The sequence below is a fragment of the Paraburkholderia steynii genome, from assembly GCF_900100565.1.
Classification (GTDB): domain Bacteria; phylum Pseudomonadota; class Gammaproteobacteria; order Burkholderiales; family Burkholderiaceae; genus Paraburkholderia; species Paraburkholderia terrae.
Genome location: NZ_FNDI01000019.1, coordinates 50,862 through 70,022 on the forward strand (window position 1 = coordinate 50,862; position 19,161 = coordinate 70,022).

The following is a 19,161-nucleotide window of genomic DNA, read 5'->3' on the forward strand; positions in this document are numbered from 1 at the left end:
ACATAGGTCTGATATCCAGGCGTGCGCGCGGGACAACGTGAACGACTATAGGTCGTCTGACTAGCTCAAATGTAGTCGGCCTTGTGTCGTGAGTTATCTCACGATGGAAAAATGAATATTCATAGGAATGCTAATCCATCGTTCCATTTTCAGAACGATCCGTTTCAGGGGCATTTTTTAAAAATTAGCCAGTTACGATCTGCTCACCGAAGAGTGCAAGTGTCTGCGAGAAGGTGCTCTGATCTGAGCACTCACAACGGCGGCTGTGCTGTCCGATTCGCCGCGACACATCAGCATCTTTCGCGATTGCCCAGATGGACGTCAGATCCAGTCAATAACTTAAAGGAGACAGAGTGTCCGACATTTATGTTCTCGTCCACGGTGCTTGGCACGTGGGCGAGATGTTCGAGCCTACCGCGGCGCACATTCGTGCTCAGGGTCATGTCGTGCATTGTCCGACGCTTGCAGGCAATCGTCCTGGTGACGACTGCAACAAAATCGGTCTGCAGGACGCAATAGAGTCGCTCGTGAATTATCTTGAGCGGAACGATCTTCGTGATGTACGTCTCGTGGGCCACAGCTATGGTGGGATGCTAGTGTCGGCTGCCGCGGATCGCGTCGCAGCGCGCATTCGCAGGGTCGTCTACGCGAACGCGTTTGTGCCTCTGCCAGGAGAAAGACTCGCCGACATGGCGCCACCGCACAACATGGTGCTGTTTAATGAGATGGCAGCCGCGAACAACGGGGCATTGACTCTGCCATACGAGATCTGGCGAGAAAATTTTATCAACGATGCAGATGCCGCACTCGCACGCCATGCGTATGAGCAACTGAATCCACAGCCTTATCGCTGCTTTGTCGATCAGGTGTCGCTGTCTCAACCAACCGCCGCACTTCCGATAGGCAAATCCTACATTAATTGCCGACAGGACGTAGCGATGCCACATAGCTTGCCTTGGCACCCGCGACTCTCGGAGCGTCTCGGCCTGTTCCGCTACGTTGAGATCGACGGTAGCCACGAAGTCCTTTTCACGAATCCCGCGCGCTTCGCCGAAGCGATCATGCTTGCCGGTCGAGACTAATAGCACAGTAACCACGAAGTTGGTGTTATCGAAATGCGCGACGCAAGCTCGTGCAGACAAAAAAATCAGGAGACAACTTATGAGTAAATTCCGCAAGGTCGTGCCGATCAGTGGTCTTGTAGCTGCTTTGGCTTCGATGGGGGCCCATGCGCAGGGGAGCATCACGCTGTACGGGATTGCCGATAGCGCGTTGCTTTTTACAAACAAGTCACTGGATGCACAGACCGGTGGCAACGCGGGTAAAAGATTCGCGCTGGTCGACAGCGGGCTTTCGCCGAGCCAGTTTGGATTGACTGGCACAGAGGACCTGGGAGCCGGCCTAAAGGCGAAATTCAAACTCGAAAGCGGTATTAGCATGGTTAATGGTGGCTTTAACGATTCAAATGGCAATCTGTTTGGTCGTCAGGCGTGGTTGGCATTGTCGGGAACGTTCGGCGAGCTGAAGGCTGGTCTGCAGTTTTCGCCGTTTTTCACGGCAATCCATGCGACCGACACCCGAGGTTATTCGAACTTCGTGAGCGGGCTCGTCACCTACGCGGACAACGTATTTGTCACGGGTGCATTCAATGCCAATGCGGTGTCGTATACCAGTCCGGAGTTGGCCGGATTCCAAGGGAGTGCGATGCTGGCTTTGGGAGGTCAAGCGGGTGATTTTCAGGCGGGCCGGCAATATTCGGCGAGTCTGCAATACCACAACGGACCGCTGCTGGTAGATGCCGGATTCTACGATGGCAATGCAGGTGGCACCGCGCAGACTCCAGTGCCTTCCACCCAGGCATTTGTCGGTCGCATGATTGGCATATCGTACAGCTTCGGCACAGTGACCGCATCGGCTGCGGTAGTGAACTATAAGGTTTCCAATTCGTTCAACGACTACGTTTACAGCGCTGGACTACGTTATCAGGTGGCTCCGCAACTTGCCCTGGATTCGGGTATCTACGTGACGGTCGACCGGAACGATCACGCAAATCGTTCGGTAATGGGTGCATTCGGGGCGCAGTATTTCCTGTCAAAACGGACGACGCTGTACGGGCAAGTCGGCGTTGTGGACAACCATGGTCGGATGAACACGGGGCTGACCGTCAACGGCGCGTTGTTCGGCGTTTCCGGTACCACGGTTGGGTCCAACGTCGGCATCCGGCACTTGTTCTAGCGTCAAACAGATTTGTCGCGTGTCGTCTCAACGTTCCTTGGCTTGACGTTGAAACGATGCGTGGATTGTGCTTCTACCTATTTAAAAACAAAAAAATAGAACTCGATGCAATTCATAGCACGAGGTTGGAAAATTCAGAGGAGATATACCATGCAAGCAAGAAATCAAAGGTACGAAAACCTTCTAGTGGTTCTTTTGTTCTTTACGGTCGGATCAGTGTTCTTTGACCGACTGTCGATCAGTTTTCTGTTTCCGTTCATGCGCGGGGACTTCGCCCTGACGAACTCTCGAATTGGTATGCTTACGTCTGCACTAGCGCTCACGTGGGCGATCTCGGGGGTCTTGTTAAGTGCATATGCCGACAATCAGAATCGTCGGAAGTTGGTGCTGATTGCGGCTGTTATCGTGTTTTCGTTGTGTTCGATTTCCTCGGGCCTAGCGAGCACCTTCGGCGCGCTTCTGCTGGCGCGTGCATTGATGGGATTGGCGGAAGGACCAGTGTTACCAGTCAGCCAGTCGCTGATGACGTTCGCCTCGAGCGACTCACGGCGCGGCTTCAATATGGGGTTTATTCAGGCTTCAGCGGTGGGGTTGCTCGGCTCGGTGCTGGCGCCTGCGGTGATCGTACCGTTGGCAAGTGCCCACGGATGGCGTTTCGCCTTCTACTGTGCAGGCATCCCGGGGCTTGTACTCGCATTGTTGTTGGCAATCTACATCCGCGAACCGGCTGTGGCCGAGAAGAAAGAGAGTCGCCTCCTCCCGGTGGATCAGCGAGACGTGTCGTTCAAGAAAGTATTGATGGATCGAAATATTGTGATCTGCATGATCATGAGTTGTCTTTTCATCACTTGGTTTCTTGCCATCGTCACATTCGGTCCTGCATACCTGATTGAACAACGGCACTTTTCGCCGATGGACATGAGCGTGTTCATGACTGTGCTTGGCGTTTCTAGTGTGATTTCCGGCTTCGCTGTTCCGGCGTTGTCCGATCGCGTCGGGCGCAAGCCGACTTTGGTTGTTTTTTCCGCGGTCGCTGTGTGCGCACCACTGGTCATCGGATTCTTGCCGGGTACACTCACGACTCTTTGCCTCGCCATTTTCGTTGCTTACTTCGGTTACGGTTGTTCTGCGATCTTCCTCGCGACGATTCCTGCGGAGAGCGTGCCTCGTTACTTCATCAGCCGTGCGGTGGCAACGGTTATCGGCACTGGAGAGGTGATCGGCGGGTTTGTCTCCCCCACGCTTGCTGGATTTTCTGCGGATACGTTCGGTCCGACCGCACCGCTTTTGATTGCAGCGGGATCGGCAGTTCTTTCATTGTTCGCGTCGCTGTTTTTACGGGAAACGGCACCGCGCAGAGATCGAGTCCCAACGCCGGAGGCAAAGGTCGCAAATGATGCCGCGGTGGGTTGATGGGCGTTGATGGTACTTTATCCAAAGGCTGGCTTGGGGACTTCGGCTTTCGGGCCGGAGACGAAAGGTGCATGCGAACGGCGCAGCAGAAGCGACCTGATTCTGGCGGCAAAAACAAGGGGTGCGGAGCAAAAAACGTATCACCACAGGGGTCTCGCTGCCCGCACTCTGCGCTTCAGTCTCAAAGACGAGCACGCGAACACGTTGGGTGAACTGCCGTGCGAGGTCAACTTCGTCTGGAATTATTTCATTGGCTATAGCTGGAGGTCTGGCAGCGCGAGTAGCGATCCCTGTCGGGCTGGACTTCAATTCGTTCACGAAGGCCGCCGGCAAGGCGGGTCTGCACCTTCGATCAGCCGAATCTACGGGCTTCGAGGCAGCGTAGTGCGTAAATGCCGGCTCTTGCTACCGCTATCGCAAGATGACAGGCGCGCAGTGTGCCTCGAAGCAGAAATTGATAGCTGCGAAGCTGGAAGCACCGGCCTTCAGGCCGGTGAGAGATCACGCACGCTGTAGCGGATAATTTCGGTTGCAAAGAGTACAGCAACTGGCTGCTTTCAGACATACGCGGCGACCGTCTTTTGAAAGGATCTTCGGCGGCCGCCGCAGTGTCTTCGGCATCTACTGGTGAGATCAACGGTTACGATCAGGTCAGGAAGACCGGATTTCCGCTTGCGGTCGGTCCAGCGTAACTGGTTGCGATTGGCTTCTCGATGAATTTGCTGCTGATTATGTACCTTTTCGCGGGCACAAGCGGAACGTAGATGTTCACACCATCTACCAATGTTATCGTGCCCACGTCCTTCCTGTAATGTGCCTGCGCCGCGTACGCGACCTTGTCGTACGTGCGCTCATCTTCCACGTTCACGTTAATCACAATATTCACTTGATACCTCCGTGTTGCGATAAACGGCCTCGCCGACTGACTTGAGGCGAGGACCTCGTTGGTCCTGTCAAGCACTGGAGGGACTAGCCAGCCTCGACCACATCTCTCGCTGCCTGGTTCAAGACAGTTTCAATGATCGAGGGCGGTGTACGCACAGTGCGCGGATATTCCTCAAGGTTGACTCCGAACAAGTCTTGTCCCGACAGCAGCGCGAACGCCGCCGTGTGGCCACCCGGCGTAGATACTGTATCTTCGAGAATCTGGTCGAGATTGTTGTTGGCCTGTTTGTACGAGATGCCCTGCGCCCGATCCAGAAACGCAACAAAATCCTTGTAGTCTTTGGATGTCGGATCGAGGATCGTGTGCTTCAGCGCCGTCACGTAATATTCGTACTTGAAGTTGAAGGTGATTTTTTTCACGGATGAGCAAGGTGAAGTGAACTCCTGTTGACTGGAGTCAACCTTGATGTGGTAGTACTTGATCTTCGGGAAGTAGACTGTTGTCTTGCCCGAGCTATCCGTCTGGACGGCTTCGTGGCATTGCCCAAGCAATGCCGTCTCGAAGTTTCTGGAACGGTCATCCCAACTTGCTCGAAGGCTACCTCCTACACCTTGGATAAAGTTGGTCACATCGACAATCACCGCTTCCGGTACGACTGCAGCATCGAAGATCAGTTTCAGAAATGCAGTGCTGAATTCTGCGACTATCTGAGTGACTGAGTAAGTCTCCGTCGTGATTTTGTAGTTGGTGAGCCCGCCCGCCTGTGTGAGCATGTACTGCATATAGTGAGTCACCGACAGATCCCACTGAGACTTTGGCGGCTTGTCTCCGGGAAGTACCTTCGACGGATCCTTCAATAGTGCGCCAAACACCTTGATGCGAAGCGTCGAAAAAAAGTTCGAAACTTTGTCACAGACGTCACGGCCGACTTTGAATTCCGGATTGTCCGTGACGAAAGAGCTCGAGAGGTTGACGAAACCGATCAAACCATCGGAATCTTGAAAGGCACTTTGGTCCTTGTCGCCGGTAGCAGCCATGACGCTGTCGAGCAGCATATGGGCGTTGCTGGCCAGCGGTGCAGAAAACACCTTTTGATTGCCTGCGTCGGGGCGATAATCTGACGGTGCCTTGCACACGACGGCGTTCGTCGTCGATCCGCAGACATAGTTGTATGGAATGCTTCCGTTGGGGATCCAGATATAGGTCTGGTTGGGGCGATATTCGTTGTCGTCGCGGTTGACCGGTCGGCTACCTCGAGGTGTTGTCCCTTCAATCAACGTTTCTCCAAACCATACTTTCGGCGGATGCGTAGAGGCTGGCACCCAATACGAACCGTCTTTTTCCGCAACCACCGACACCTCATAGTGCTGATGGACTGTCTCAGGCCATGACCATTCATGCGTGATGTCGACAAATCGACCTTTCTGACGTTGCCAAACTTCTACTCCAGTCCACGATTTCAGGATGTCACCGGGAACGACCAAAGTGCGTGGCATTTGAAGCTCCTATGCTCGTTTGAAGAGGTAAGGTCGCTCGGCTTGCGATGACCTTACCCAGGCAGTACCGCGTTCTTCTTGGAGACCGCGGTATGTGTAAGTTAGGATTCGTCTGACGAAACCGGTATGCCACTGTTTGCGTATTGACGAGCGAGCCAGGCGGTGACCTCGCGCGTAGACCGACAGCCGAGCTTGCGAAACAGATTTTCTCGATGCTTATCGACGGTTCGGTGGCTTATCATCAAGGTTCGCCCGATCTGTTTGCTCGTCAGACCTTCACACAGCAGTTGCATCACGCGCAGTTCGGCTGCGCTTAGCAGAGCGGCAGCCTCTGTCAATTCCAGGGAATATCGCTGTGGGTCAGGTATCCGCCGAAGGATGACGGCTGACGCGGAGGGTGCATCGCATTTTCGTTTGATGCGACTGCAGTGGCGACGCACAGTATCGACGCTTATGCCAAAGCGAGCCGCAATTGCTTTGTTGCTTATCCCCTGGCGCAACAAATCCAGGATTTCTCGCTCGCGCGGCGTCAGTGTGCTTTCGGGCACTGAAGGCCGACGATGTGTCTAGTTACGCTCAGTCTGTCTGGTCTAGCAGACCGCTAACCGCAGCAGTTGATTTGCCGTACGCGTGACAAGCGACAGCGTTGTGCCTGGTGCCCCTGTCCCCGTCTTCTTCATACCGGAGTCGCCCCGATCAGATTGTTGAGTCGTGCAGCAATTCGCTAGGCATAAAACACCAGCTTCTTATTATTGATAGCAAGTTCGTGACAACTTCAGGTCGCGCGGAACGGACGAAGGTAAGCGGCCAGCGGTCCCGTCTTGACGGGCGAGGTTAGGCATTGGCCTGTTTCGGCTGCCATCGATGCGGCAGCAACGCGGCAATGTCGCTAGCCCTGTGGGTGGGCATGCGAATTTCGGCCGAATGCGTGTTGCGGGATTCTATGGTAATCGGCACAAATGCTGGCGCGGCTGCCGGTTGCAAATCTGCCGGACGGCCCGACAACCCTTTGGGCAGCTGGCCTTCTGCCTGATCGATCCAGCGCCGCAGCAGGTTAGCATTGAGCCTGTGTCCAAGCGCGACCGCTGCAACTGATACTCCGGTTCCGTGACAGGCAGCTACGACCTTGGCCTTGAACTCCTCGCTGTAGCGCAGCCGGTGGCGACGTTCGGAAGGCATTCCTTCTTCGACGATAGTGTTCACGTGTCCGCTTATTCGTTTAGGTGGACACGATACTCCCAAGTGCTTTGCTGGACTTCAAGTTGGGTCGGCCGCCCGCTTACCCTTTACTCCCGTGCGCTGCAGACCATGGGTGAGGTGCGCCGTGTGGCGAAAGTGTGCCCACAAGACCAGGTTGCGCTAGCGTGTGTCCAGCGGAGCACGGCGCTCGCTCGGCTGGGTTCCGTTCAAGGTTAGCTCCATCCGCTACCTCAACGAGCAGGTTTTCTTCTCCGGCACGGTGCTATTGTTGTGGGAAAGCTACTCCGCATTGGCATTGGTCATGCCGGTGCAGCGAAGTCGCACAACCGCATGCCGGTGCGAGGTCGCGGGATATTCGCGAAGTCTACCGGTAGTGACGCGCGTAAAATGCCGGCGGGTAGCACTACCAATTCGCCGAGCTATCGTGCGCAAGCTTGGCCTTGTCAAAGAGGCGCTTGCGCCGCTCAAAATAGATCTGGTCTGCCTCGGTCAACTCGACCTTGCGTGTCGTGCGGTGCAGTCTGATTGCTATCTCGAGAAGGTTGATCCGCTGGCACAAGGTCGAGTTTGGTGTGCCGATTACCTCGCCGACGCGGCGAAAGCTCTTGGCGTTGGCCACTTCGATAAACAAGGCCATGGCGCTAAGTAGCTTCACGTAAATTGCTCCATTTATGGATCAATGTTTCCAACCTTACCACCTTTATCTCGATATCCAAATGATCGATGATGCTGCGGTGAGCTCTCTGGATTGGATGCCACTCAGCTAGCCAGTGCGATAGCAAAAGTTGACGGCGACAGCATACCGATGGTTTTTGGCTGAGTTCACTTGTGTGCGTACGCACGCTCGGACGCCGCGAAGGACAGAGGGGGCATGAACTGGCCTCTAACTTAAGACATCGAATACTATGACAATTCTCGTTACTGGCAGCACGGGTACTATCGGCTCCCACATCGTCAATCATCTTGCGTCGGAATCCGTCAGTGTGCGCGCGCTGGTTCGAAGCGACAAACCAACGGCGTTTCCCGCAGGAGTCGAGAAAGTGATTGGTGACATGACCGATCTCGACAGCATGCGAGCAGCGCTTAAGGGTGTAGACACGCTTTTCCTCCTCAACGCGGTCGTGCCGGACGAACTGACACAGGCACTTCTCACGCTCGACCTTGCAGTCGAGGCGGGCATTCAACGGATCGTCTATTTTTCTGCTTTTAACGCGGATTTGTTCGTAGACGTGCCTCATTTCACAGCGAAGCATGCAGTCGAGCAGGCAATCGCCAAACGCGCTATACCTGCTTCGGTACTGAGGCCTGCCTATTTCTTCCAGAATGATGCAATGCTGAAAGAGGCGATACTCAACTACGGTACGTACCCTATGCCCATAGGGGCGATGGGTGTTGCAATGGTCGATGCCCGTGACATCGCCGCCGTTGCCGCAAAAGAATTGCTTCGCCGGGAGCGCGCGTCGGCCCCATTGCCGCGAAACGTGATCGAAATTGTCGGCGCCGAAGCGTTGAGAGGGGAGGATCTTGCCCGAATCTGGAGTGAAGTCGTTGGAAAGACGGTTTCCTATGCAGGTGATGATCTGGATGCTTTAGAGACGATGATGGGGTCTTTCGCTCCGAAATGGCAGGCAAGGGATGCACGAATCATGTTTAGGGCGTTCCAGAAGTTTGGCATGCTACCCGAACCGGCGTCACAGCTCGTCCTTACTGACATCCTGGACACACCGGCCCGTACGTACGCAGCCTTCGCGCGCGAGACAGCCGAGTCTTGGAGGGTACAGGGATGACGAAGCTTACTAAGCTGCCCGTAGCGGTTGTCGTGGGCGCCGGACCGGGCAATGGCGAGGCGCTCGCGAAGCGCTTTGCCGAGGCGGGTTATGCAGTCGCGTTGCTTGCTCGCGACCAGGCCCGCGTAACGGTGCTGGCAAATCAGGTCCCTAACTCTCGGGGCTATGCCTGCGATGTCGCTGATGCCGAAGCGGTGTCGACGGTGTTTGAGAGAATCCGCTCAGACCTTGGTGAAGTCGACGTCCTGCTTTTCAACGCCGGGTCGGGGGTGTTCGGTGATATCGAGACCATCACGCCTGAACAGTTCGAGGACTCATGGCGTGTAAACGCCCTTGGCGGGTTTCTATGCGCAAAACAGATCATTCCCTCCATGGTCGAGCGCGGTCGAGGTAGCATCATTTTCATTGGCGCAACCGCCTCACGCCGGGGCGGTGTGAATACTGCCGCCTTCGCGCCCGCCAAGGCGGCGCAGCGCAGCCTTGCTGAATCGATGGCGCGCAAACTTTGGCCAATGGGCATTCACGTCGCGCTCGTTGTTATCGACGGCATCGTAGATCTTCCCGGCGCGCGTAAGCATTTTGCTGACAAGCCGGCTGAAGCCTTCGTCTCTCCTGCAGCACTGGCGGAGACCGCGTATTGGTTGACGGCTCAAGACCGCCAAGCTTGGAGCTTCGAGGTTGAGGCTCGACCCTTTCTTGAAACATGGTGATGTTTCTCTAAACGGTATAGAACTCCGGGCTACGGGCGCCGCCCTTAGCCCGGCGATTATTGAGTAGAGACGGAAGAGGGGTGCTAGTCCACAGCCGCAGCTCGACGTCGGCGTTAACTGGCCTGTTTTCGGTGCAAATTGCATCACCGAACGCGGCAATGCGCATAGTGGGCGGGTTGGTGCCTCGCGTTGATGCTGTCGAGTCCAGCGCGACCTCGACGGCGGAGGTTACGTCATCTAGGGGCTCTGCGACCGCCAAGTGGCTTTAGCGAACGTAGCAGGGCGCCAGACGTGAGCGTTAGGGCTTCCCTAAGCGGTTCAGCTTCATGTGGGGACTCAACAATTTCGTTATCGATATGAGATCTCTGCGATGCCGGTGGGAACGGGTTTATCGTTGTTGGCGTGGTCACGGGGCCACGTGCAATGACGTTATGACACGCCGTTGCATGCCGCACAAATGACGGCCGTGCAACAAGTTCCTTCAAATTCAAAACCACATACGTTGCAATAACTTGTCACGACGGACGAAGTGGTGATGGAGGGCAGCTCCCACATGCAGAACAAGGAGGGCGACGAGAAAACGCGCTCCGATAGCGTGTGGCAAGCGGGGAGGTAACTTCCAGAAGTCTGGCAGTACTGCATATTGTTGGCCAAAGATAACAGGCGCTGCGCCGCTTAGCATCATCATGCCAATACCACTCGTAATCATGCCAAGAATAGTGACGTAAAAAAGCAAATGAGACGCCCGCGCCGCACGGCGCTGCCAGCGCGGAGCGTTCGCAACAGGATGGGGCTTTCGATCCATGCGCCACCACCATACGATCCGGAATGCCGTCAGGCACAGCACAGTCACAGCAATCGGCAGATGAGCGCGAAGAATAGCTGCCTTGGCTTCGAAGTCTACTGTTGCCGCTGCCCGAAATCCCGAGCCGATCAGGGCAATGATCAGGATGGCGCTGATCCAATGGATTGAGACGGCGACGGTGCCATAGTGATTGCTCGTGCTCTTCAGTTCCATTGTCAGTCTCCTTCGGAGTCAACGTTCAGGTGCTATTCGCGCCCATAAGCTCGCATGAAAGTTGTAACGACCATAGCGACCCATTGGTCGATCTGTGCAGCAGACGGGGATGTATTCGGATGCAGAAGACACTGAAACTGCGGACCGCCGCGCACCATGTTCGCGAAGAGATCCGCTGCGCCTAATCGACCGCATTCAGTCAGGTCGACTTCACCTGATGCCGCTGCACTGCCAAGAATCTCGGCAACCATTGATGCGATGACGCTCGGTCCCGCTAAGTAGAACGCGCGTGCCTGTTCCGGAAAACGAGGGGCTTCCGCGATGATGACCCGCAACAGGGACAGGGCCGTCTCGGAGAGAACGATATTCAGATAGGCACGTGCCAGTTCCGCCAACGTCTCGCCGAGTTTCCCGGGGCGAAATTTGATTCCCTGAATAGAGTCCGTGAATGTTCGACATTCTGCTTCTATCACCGCTACGAACAGCTCTTCCTTAGTCGGGTAGTACGAGTAGACAGTGGATTTCGAAACCTCCGCGGCGCGTTGAATCATGTCCGTTGTCGCCGCGCTGAACCCGTGGGCCATGAAAATGGCCCTAGCTCCGCGCAAGATCGCGTCGGTCTTGGATCCTCGGTCGGCTTCGTTGGGTGAGGCGGCTGGTTTGGTCTGTCGCATTAAAGGCAGGAGCTGGGCTCGCGTACAAGGCTAGCGCGTATCATGCCGAACCGATCGGTTTTGCGCAAGACATTCATCAATTTCCTGCTCCTTTCCATAGTAGTTTGGATTCAGGACGTCGCTGCCACCACTGGCGTATCAATTTTGTGCGTGATATAAACCGATCGGTTCGATTCGATTGGTATCGGCATTATTAGGATATGGCAACGATGTCTCATTACGCAGCAACACGTTTTCCATTGCGCATTCGCCGCGTGGTTGGAACAGCGGTCTGCACGGTCTGGTTGGCGGGGTGCGCAGTCGGTCCAGACTTCGTGACATCCCAAAACGGCCTCGACGCGGTTCAGTTGGCTCCAAGACCGGATTACCCGGGGAGTGTCCAAGGCTTGAGCGACGACGTGCCTATTCAGTGGTGGTCGTTGTTCGACGATAGGTTGCTAACCGAGCTCGAGATGAAGGCCTACTCGGGAAACCTCGGCTTGCAGGAGGCTGCTGGCCGTATTGAAGAAAGCCGGGCCCAATTGGGCATCACGTCTTCAGAGTTGCTACCGACAGTCGGAGCCAACACCAGCTACGCGCGTGAGGCCATCAGCAAATTTGGACATTTTGGCCACCTTGGGGCGCCCACCAGCCCCAACAATTTTTGGCAACTTGGTTTTGACGCCAATTGGGAAATTGACCTGTGGGGTCGTGCGCGGCGTGCCAGCGAGGGACGAGCGGCGGAGCTTGAAGGCACAGTCTACGACCATGAAGCTGTGCGTGTGGCTTTGGCTGCGGAAGTGGCGAGGACCTACCTCCAGTTGCGGGGCACGCAGGCTCAAATTGACATCGCGGAGCAGAACCGTGTCATCGCCGAGCGCGCGCTTGGGCTGGCCGAAAGCCGCGCTCGGAACGGTGTCGCGACACGTTTCGAGTCTGCGTCTGCCCGTGCTGAACTGGCCACTATCAAGGCCATGCTTCCGGACCTTGCCCAGCGGCGCAACGCTCTCATGAACGCGCTCGCATTGCTGCTCGGGGAGAAGCCCCGCGCGTTGGATTTGCAGTTGTTCAAAGCCATGCCTTTGCCGTCACTACCGACGAATGTACCGGTAGGCGTTCCCTCGGAATTGGCACGTAGGCGACCAGATATTCTGCGAGCGGAGGCTCAACTCCATGCTGCTACAGCTGCTATCGGTGTTGCGAAGGCCGATTTCTACCCACGTATCAGCTTGACCGGCCAAATGGGGATTGAGGCTTTCAACCTTACGGACCTCTCGAGCTGGGATTCCCGGTTCTTTTCATTCGGTCCGGCGGTATACCTGCCCATTTTCCAGGGAGGCCGACTGATGCGGCAACTTGAACTGAACGAGGCGCGGCAGAAGACAGCGGCCATCGCGTATCGGCAGACCGTCCTGCAAGCCTGGCACGAAATAGACAACTCGCTGGACGCTTGGGCAGCCCAGCAGCGCGAATACGCAGAACTGATCGTTGCCGTCGACCAGAGCAAGCAAGCGTTGCAAGTTGCAGAACGAGGGTATCAGGAAGGTGCGGTGGACTATCTGAGTGTGCTGACTGCGCAGCGCAACCTGCTAGCCAGCCAAACGAGCCTTAATGCCAGCGCAACTAACGCAACGATTGCGCTGGTGAATCTCTACAAGTCCCTTGGTGGCGGCTGGGATCCGCGCGAACCTATGGCTGTGCCCTCGGCTACCGTCAATACGCCGGCAGTTGCGATACCTGAGAGCGTTACGGTTCTGTCTTCGTCCTCGATAGAGATGGAGAGCCACAAGTGAATGGTGCCGTTTCGTCCGGACAAGCCGTCACTCCGGCTGTCGAGTCAGCGGGAGCGGTCCTATCCATGCGGGTGCTGATGGGCCTGGGAGGCATCTTCGTCGGCGCAATCATGGCGGGATTGAATAATCGCGTCGGCGCGCTCGCACTGGCGGATGTGCGCGGGGCGCTGGGCTTGGGCCTCGACGATGCGTCCTGGCTCTCCACCGTCTATTCCGCTGGCGAATTGATGGCGACACCTTTCGCTACGTGGTTTGCCATCACGTTTTCATTGAGGCTTTTCCATCGGACGATGCTCTGCGTTTGCGTAGCATTGGCTATGCTATTGCCGTTCGTTCATGATCTCAATCTGTTGCTGTGTCTGCGGTTTCTGCAGGGTATCAGTTGTGGTGCATTGATCCCCATCCTGATGATGGCGGCATTGAAGTTTCTGCCACCGTCTATCCGCCTATATGGCCTCGCGCTGTATGCGATGACCGCCACGTTTGCTCCAAACGTGGCCATCTGGCTGGCCGGCTGGTGGACGGACGGGTTCTACGACTGGCGTTGGGTCTATTGGCAAATTATTCCGCTTGCTGCTGTTGCCGGATTGCTGGGTGCATGGGGACTGGAACGAGGTCCAATACTACCCGGACGTTTGCGGCAGGCCAACTGGTTCGGCATGGCTTTTGGCATGCCTGGCCTCGCCCTGATCGCCGTTGCATTGGACCAAGGCGTGCGGTTGGACTGGTTCCAGTCGCCGGTGATCTTGGTCGCGTCAGTGACCGGAACGACGCTGCTAGTCATTTACCTGTTATCGGAGTGGTATCACCCAACACCTTTCCTCAAACTGCAGCTTCTCAGACGGCGCAATCTGGGACTGGGTTTTACGGTGTTTCTGCTTCTATTGGTGACACTGACTTCCGGTTCGGCATTGCCGTCCAACTACCTTGGGCAAATCCTGGATTATCGGCCTTGGCAGACGGCGGGAATCGGTTTAGTCATCGCTCTGCCGCAACTTGTATTAGGACCGTTGGTGGCGTTCTTCCTCTATCGGAAGTGGGTCGATGCACGCGTTGTTTTCGCCGTCGGTCTGGCGCTCGTCGCGCTAGCCTGCTTCTCCAGCTCGCAGTTGATGTCTGACTGGAGCAGAGATCAGTTCGTTGTTGCGCAAGTCCTGCAGGCTGTTGGGCAGCCCATGGCAGTGGTACCACTGCTGTTTCTTAGCACAAGCGTTGTGCAACCTCCTGAAGGACCGTATGTCTCCGGCACGGTCAACACGGTGCGCGCGTTCGGCTCATTGATCGGAAGTGCCGCCGTCGGCCAACTCATGACGGTCCGTAGCCGTTTTCATTCGGACATGCTGCTAGATCATGCCGGGATGGTAGGCAATTCCGTTCCCCAGCTACCAGAGCAGTCTGAATTGATGACCATCATCGGACATCAATCGCTGGTGCTATCTGTGGCCGATGCATACCGTGTGCTCGGAATACTGGCGCTCGCATTAGTCCCGGTGGTCTTGCTGCTTACCTATATTCCCGCGCCGGAACTGCGTAGGACTGCGTTTCCGAAACCGTCTTCTTCATCTTCTTCACACGGATAGTTCGACATGGCGTTACCGAAAACAGTCAAGATCACCAGTGCCGTACTGCTGCTCGCGGTTGGGACGGCCGTCTTTTTCTATATCAACCGTCCCGAATCAAGTGGATCGTCCCAGTCCACTGACGACGCTTATGTACAGGCCGATTTCACCATGGTCGCGCCGCAGATCGCCGGTACAGTCGACAGGGTGCTGGTCGAGGACAACCAGCCAGTCAAGGCAGGTGATTTGCTTGCCACCATTGATGATAGGGACTTCGTGGTCGAGCTTGACGCTGCGAAGGCGCAGGTTGCGAGCGCGACGGCAAGCATTGCCGGCTTGCAGGCACATCTCGCCCGTCAGGAGACAGGTATTCGTGAGGCGCAAGCAATAGTTGCTGCAGACGAGGCCGCCCTCCAGCTAGCGAAGACCAACCAGGTCCGGTACCGTAACCTGGCCGGAGACGGCTCGGGAACGGTGCAGGCATTGCAGCAGGCCGACGCGCAGTTGAGTATCCAGCAGGCAAACCGGGAAAAGGATCAGGCTGGCCTGCAAGGTGCGCGGCAGCAACTCGACATTCTTCGAAGCGACCTGGAAAAGGCCCGGGCAGTTCTTGCAGAGGCAAAGGCAGCGCAGGCCGCCGCGGAGTTGAAACTTTCCTACACCCGCATCATTGCACCGATTAGCGGCACGACTGGGCAGACGTCCGTGCGGGTTGGGGCTTTTGTTAGCGCTGGGAAGCCGTTGCTGGCGGTCGTGCCGCTCGATGCGCTCTACATCACGGCCAACTTCCGGGAAACACAGCTACAGCATGTGCGAGCGGGGCAAATCGTAGACATCACGGTTGACGCTTTGCCTGGTGAAGTGCTGAAAGGTCGTGTAGCGAGCCTCGGACCTGCCAGCGGTGTCAGCTATTCCGCTGTCGCGCCACATAACGCGACCGGGAACTTCACCAAGATCGTCCAGCGCCTGCCTGTGCGAATCAGAATCGACGCAAACCAGTCGGCGACATCGAGATTGCGTGTGGGTATGTCGGTAACGCCGACAATCCGTATAGTGAGCGGATAAGCATATAAGTCTGCATGTCGGGCGACGGCGTGATAGCTAAAGATTCTCACGGTGCTACACGGTCGTCGACGACACGGTTGTGCTCTTCAAGCAGGTGTCGATGTACAGAATAGCTTCCGACGCGCTCGTCGTCCGAGGCTACTGTCCCTGTCAACCGGGCTTGTGGACAGCCGGATCAACTGATTACATTCCTAAATATCGACGACACATGGTAAGCCGATATCGTCTGGCGTCGCTGCTGCAGTAACTGCACATTAGTTCACGTTGTCAGGCGTTTTCGCAATTAGTTCGACAAGATGTGCTTCATGGCGTCGTATCCGTCGAGCCCATGGGCGTCGCATCCCGAATGCGCTCCGCTAAACAACTTCTCGACACAGTCCACGTCGACCATCGAAAACGTGAACCCGACCGAAAAGTCGCAGCTTCCCAATGTCTTCATCACGATTTTAGACGCAGATGACGAGAGCCTGCTGGTCGGGCGGTCGAAAGCAGTCGCTTTCACTATGGCGAGCCGGCCGCTCCGCAATCTCAGAGTGGCCAATCGTCGTCGGCGAACCGGTCTTCGGGTCCGTGCTGCGACCCGCACCTGTCAATCACGAAGAGATGCGCCATCCAGAGTCGATCCGGCGGAACATAGGCCGCAGCGGATAACGGATCAGGAGCGTGCTCCGTGGCGATCGTGCGGACGGAGCACGGTTCGATATCCGAGACCTGTCGGCGCAATAAGGCTGCGAACGCATGACGCGGGACCGCACGTGTGGAAAGCGTGATCGCAGATGCTTTTCACTCCGCCCTAGCTCGTCGCCAAACCGGAGCACTCGCCGCAACGATCACCGGTCATGCGCCGTCGCCTGTTGTGGGAATGCACCGCCAACGAACCTGCAGAATCGCGATGATTTTGCTGCGTCTGTCGTTCAATTTGGTAGGCGACGCCCAACAAAGTTATTTAGATCATTTGCGATCCTGGGCTCTCGGATCCCGATCGATTCACTGACCGTCACGTCCGTTTTGGCGACTTGCCGCGCCAAACCGATTGGCTGAGTACGTCATTCGCGTTATCGAATATCGGGGATTGAATTTGATGTCCCACTTATCATTCATTTCGCGAACCTGTTAGAGCTGGGTAAGGCCCCTTCCTACGAGAATTTCAGGCAATCCTTACGTGAATTTCCCCTTTAGTTGCTTTCTTCTCGAGCCGTTTACTAGCGTAATCGATTGGAGAAAATGATGAAGAGGGAGTTGCGGTTGCAGGCGATGGCGACCATTGGGAGGGACAGCCATGCCCATCTGGCCGCGCCGCGCTATCTGTCACCGAAGTGCGTTCTTCTTCTACACGGCGGCGGCATACTAAGACGCGAGCAACGGCGGGAAAGCGTGGATCGGCGGCATGGTTGATGCGGACGGCACGTCCCCGAAGTGGCATGCCCAGGAATTCACACGACGTCCTAGACCTTTGCCGGTCGGCGTCTCTTAACTATCCATCTTGGAGCGCAGGAATGACAAACATCAGATCGCGACTTTCGCTGATCTTGGCGGCCCTTGGCGTGTTGTGTATGGCTATTGCATCAATCGCCCTACATGGTTTGGCAGAAGCCAACGAGCGCGCCGACGTTACCTACCAGGAGCTTATGCTTCCTGCTCAACATGGTTCCAATGCCTATCGGAATGGGCTCCTTATGGCGCTGCAAATAGCTGAAATCCAGCGGTTAAACGATTTGAACGCGAGTCAAGCGCAGTTTGAGGCGCTGGATCGGCTTGTTCCGATGGTGAAGAAGGACATTGAGTTGTTCAATAGCAGCAAAAAACCGGTTGCTCTGGAGAGCGCTGCATCGACCTTCGGGATCGACTTCGACAAGTGGATGTCTGCTCTGCGCAAGGCCGAGCAAGTCGCCAAAAGTGGCGACATATCTGGTTCATTAGACGTGGTGAAGAAAGAATCACGGCCTTATGGCCTTGCGGCAGTTCAGGACATGATGCAATTCACGACATTGCTCAATTCGGAAGCGGAGGCCGCGCACACGCGAGCGATGAGTCGGTATGCGACCATTCGCGCCTGGGTGATCGGCGCGTTGCTGATTGGCGGCATCGTGTGTGGACTAGTTGCATCGTGGCAGATGCGGTTGCTCGGTCGCAGCCTGACTGGCATACAGGAAACGCTGCATGACGCGAGTCGATCGCTTGACCTGACGAAGCGTGCTGAATCTTCGCGCAACGACGAGATTGGACGGACCGCATCGGCGTTCAACGAATTGATTGGACGCGTCGCTGGTGCAATGAGCGGTGTTCGAACTGCCGCTGGCGCGGTGCATACCGCTGCATTGGAAATTGCGTCCGGCAATGAGGACTTGTCGGCCCGTACAGAGGAGCAGGCTACTTCACTTGAGCAAACAGCTGCGAGTATGACGCAGCTAACTGAGACGGTGAAGCACAATGCGGACAATGCGCGGCAAGCTAACGTGCTCGCCTCGCGAGCGACCGGTCTAGCTGATACCGGCAACGATGCTGTGCAGGGGATGGTCCACACAATTGGTCAGATCAGTGGCAGCTCGACGAAGATCTCGGAAATTACGGGGGTAATCGAGGGCATCGCATTCCAGACCAACATTCTTGCACTCAACGCAGCGGTGGAAGCAGCCCGAGCGGGGGAACAGGGGCGCGGCTTTGCCGTGGTGGCAAGCGAGGTGCGCAGCCTCGCGCAGCGCTCGGCAGCGGCCGCGAAGGAAATCAAGGAACTGATCGGCTCGTCGGTCGCGATGATTCAGGACGGAGTGCAACAGGCGAGTGAGGTCGGTGCAACGATGGGGCAGGTGAAGCAGGCGATAAAGCAGGTGTCGGATATCGTCGGTGAAATCGCCGTGGCGTCGGAAGAACAGAGCCGGGGTATCGAACAGGTCCACCAGGCAGTCTCGCAGATGGACGAGGTGACGCAACAGAATGCCGCTCTGGTGGAGCAGGCTGCAGCGGCGGCCCATTCGCTTGAGGAGCAGGCGATCAAGCTCAAGGACGCCGTCTCCGTATTCAAGGTTGCCGATGCTGGACATGACCCCGTGCGAGGGGGGGCTCCTCTGAGTGGGCTCAGCACGCCTGCGCTGAAAACATCAGGAGTGAGACCGCAAACGAAGATGCCGGTGCAACGGGCTATTGCTTCTGCTGGCGTTGCTACGGGGACATCGGCAAGCTCTCGTGACAATGAATGGGAGACTTTCTGATGCGAATGTCAACCGGGAAGCCGAGGCTCCCGCTTCATGGGCAAGCACTGTGTCAGGAAACGACGAAACAGTCTCACGTATTTATGCCTGACCATATAACGATGCGACGGACGCTCGCGGACGCCGTATGTCGCCGC

General features: G+C 56.3%; 14 protein-coding genes and 3 pseudogenes. 10 read left to right on the forward strand and 7 right to left on the reverse strand.

All coding sequences use genetic code 11. The annotated features are described in order from the left end of the window. Positions 1-353: 353 nt before the first annotated feature. The 3 genes from BLT65_RS29350 to BLT65_RS29360 all read left to right on the forward strand — a co-directional run bounded on the left by BLT65_RS29350 (position 354) and on the right by BLT65_RS29360 (position 3,648). A complete protein-coding gene (locus BLT65_RS29350) occupies positions 354-1,082 on the forward strand; it encodes an alpha/beta fold hydrolase (RefSeq protein WP_091784278.1) in 729 nt (242 codons plus the stop codon). Positions 1,083-1,161: 79 nt separating this feature from the next. After that, positions 1,162-2,235 (forward strand): porin, encoded by a 1,074-nt coding sequence (locus tag BLT65_RS29355; protein WP_091784281.1) that lies wholly within the window; start codon positions 1,162-1,164, stop codon positions 2,233-2,235. A 150-nt stretch (positions 2,236-2,385) separates the two neighbouring features. Beyond that, positions 2,386-3,648, forward strand: coding sequence for an MFS transporter (locus BLT65_RS29360; protein ID WP_091784284.1), 1,263 nt, complete (start codon positions 2,386-2,388; stop codon positions 3,646-3,648). A gap of 646 nt (positions 3,649-4,294) precedes the next feature. On the opposite strand, the gene BLT65_RS29365 is transcribed toward BLT65_RS29360, so the two are convergent. The 5 genes and pseudogenes from BLT65_RS29365 to BLT65_RS29385 all read right to left on the reverse strand — a co-directional run. After that, positions 4,295-4,534, reverse strand: a complete 240-nt coding sequence (locus tag BLT65_RS29365; protein ID WP_143036579.1) for a hypothetical protein — start codon at positions 4,532-4,534, stop codon at positions 4,295-4,297. 83 nt (positions 4,535-4,617) lie between these two features. Further along, entirely contained in the window at positions 4,618-6,030 is a 1,413-nt protein-coding gene (locus BLT65_RS29370) for a hypothetical protein (protein WP_143036580.1), read from the reverse strand. A gap of 101 nt (positions 6,031-6,131) precedes the next feature. Further along, a complete protein-coding gene (locus tag BLT65_RS29375; protein ID WP_091784291.1) occupies positions 6,132-6,578 on the reverse strand; it encodes a response regulator transcription factor in 447 nt (148 codons plus the stop codon). A gap of 286 nt (positions 6,579-6,864) precedes the next feature. Then, positions 6,865-7,233, reverse strand: coding sequence for an IS66-like element accessory protein TnpA (tnpA, locus tag BLT65_RS29380; protein ID WP_244186713.1), 369 nt, complete (start codon positions 7,231-7,233; stop codon positions 6,865-6,867). Between the two features lie 353 nt (positions 7,234-7,586). Next, a pseudogene (locus BLT65_RS29385) lies at positions 7,587-7,885 on the reverse strand (LysR family transcriptional regulator); the annotation flags it as partial. A 250-nt stretch (positions 7,886-8,135) separates the two neighbouring features. Here BLT65_RS29385 and BLT65_RS29390 point away from each other — a divergent pair. Together BLT65_RS29390 and BLT65_RS29395 are read left to right on the forward strand one after the other, a co-directional pair. Then, positions 8,136-9,017 carry an SDR family oxidoreductase gene (locus tag BLT65_RS29390; protein ID WP_091784299.1) on the forward strand — a complete coding sequence of 294 codons (882 nt, stop codon included), beginning with the start codon at positions 8,136-8,138 and terminating at the stop codon, positions 9,015-9,017. Next, entirely contained in the window at positions 9,014-9,727 is a 714-nt protein-coding gene (locus tag BLT65_RS29395) for an SDR family NAD(P)-dependent oxidoreductase (protein ID WP_091784300.1), read from the forward strand. The genes BLT65_RS29390 and BLT65_RS29395 overlap by 4 nt, the downstream gene beginning before the upstream one ends. Positions 9,728-10,214: 487 nt before the next feature. Here the strand turns inward: BLT65_RS29395 and BLT65_RS29400 are convergent, their stop codons facing one another. Continuing rightward, positions 10,215-10,745 carry a cytochrome b gene (locus tag BLT65_RS29400; protein WP_208545820.1) on the reverse strand — a complete coding sequence of 177 codons (531 nt, stop codon included), beginning with the start codon at positions 10,743-10,745 and terminating at the stop codon, positions 10,215-10,217. A gap of 32 nt (positions 10,746-10,777) precedes the next feature. Next, entirely contained in the window at positions 10,778-11,419 is a 642-nt protein-coding gene (locus BLT65_RS29405) for a TetR/AcrR family transcriptional regulator (protein ID WP_091784303.1), read from the reverse strand. A gap of 209 nt (positions 11,420-11,628) precedes the next feature. Between BLT65_RS29405 and BLT65_RS29410 the strand changes: the two genes are divergently transcribed. The 5 genes and pseudogenes from BLT65_RS29410 to BLT65_RS29430 all read left to right on the forward strand — a co-directional run. Then, on the forward strand, positions 11,629-13,191 hold the full coding sequence (locus BLT65_RS29410) for an efflux transporter outer membrane subunit (protein ID WP_091784305.1): 1,563 nt from the start codon (positions 11,629-11,631) through the stop codon (positions 13,189-13,191). A gap of 65 nt (positions 13,192-13,256) precedes the next feature. Further along, positions 13,257-14,771, forward strand: a complete 1,515-nt coding sequence (locus BLT65_RS29415) for an MFS transporter (protein WP_091784546.1) — start codon at positions 13,257-13,259, stop codon at positions 14,769-14,771. 6 nt (positions 14,772-14,777) lie between these two features. Then, the gene (locus tag BLT65_RS29420) at positions 14,778-15,815 is read left to right on the forward strand and encodes an HlyD family secretion protein (protein WP_091784308.1); all 1,038 of its coding nucleotides are present in this window, start codon (positions 14,778-14,780) and stop codon (positions 15,813-15,815) included. 1,496 nt (positions 15,816-17,311) lie between these two features. Beyond that, positions 17,312-17,836 (forward strand): annotated as a pseudogene (locus tag BLT65_RS48885) (Tar ligand binding domain-containing protein); the annotation flags it as partial. Positions 17,837-17,869: 33 nt separating this feature from the next. Further along, positions 17,870-19,024: pseudogene (locus tag BLT65_RS29430) on the forward strand (methyl-accepting chemotaxis protein); the annotation flags it as partial. Between the last annotated feature and the right edge of the window lie 137 nt (positions 19,025-19,161).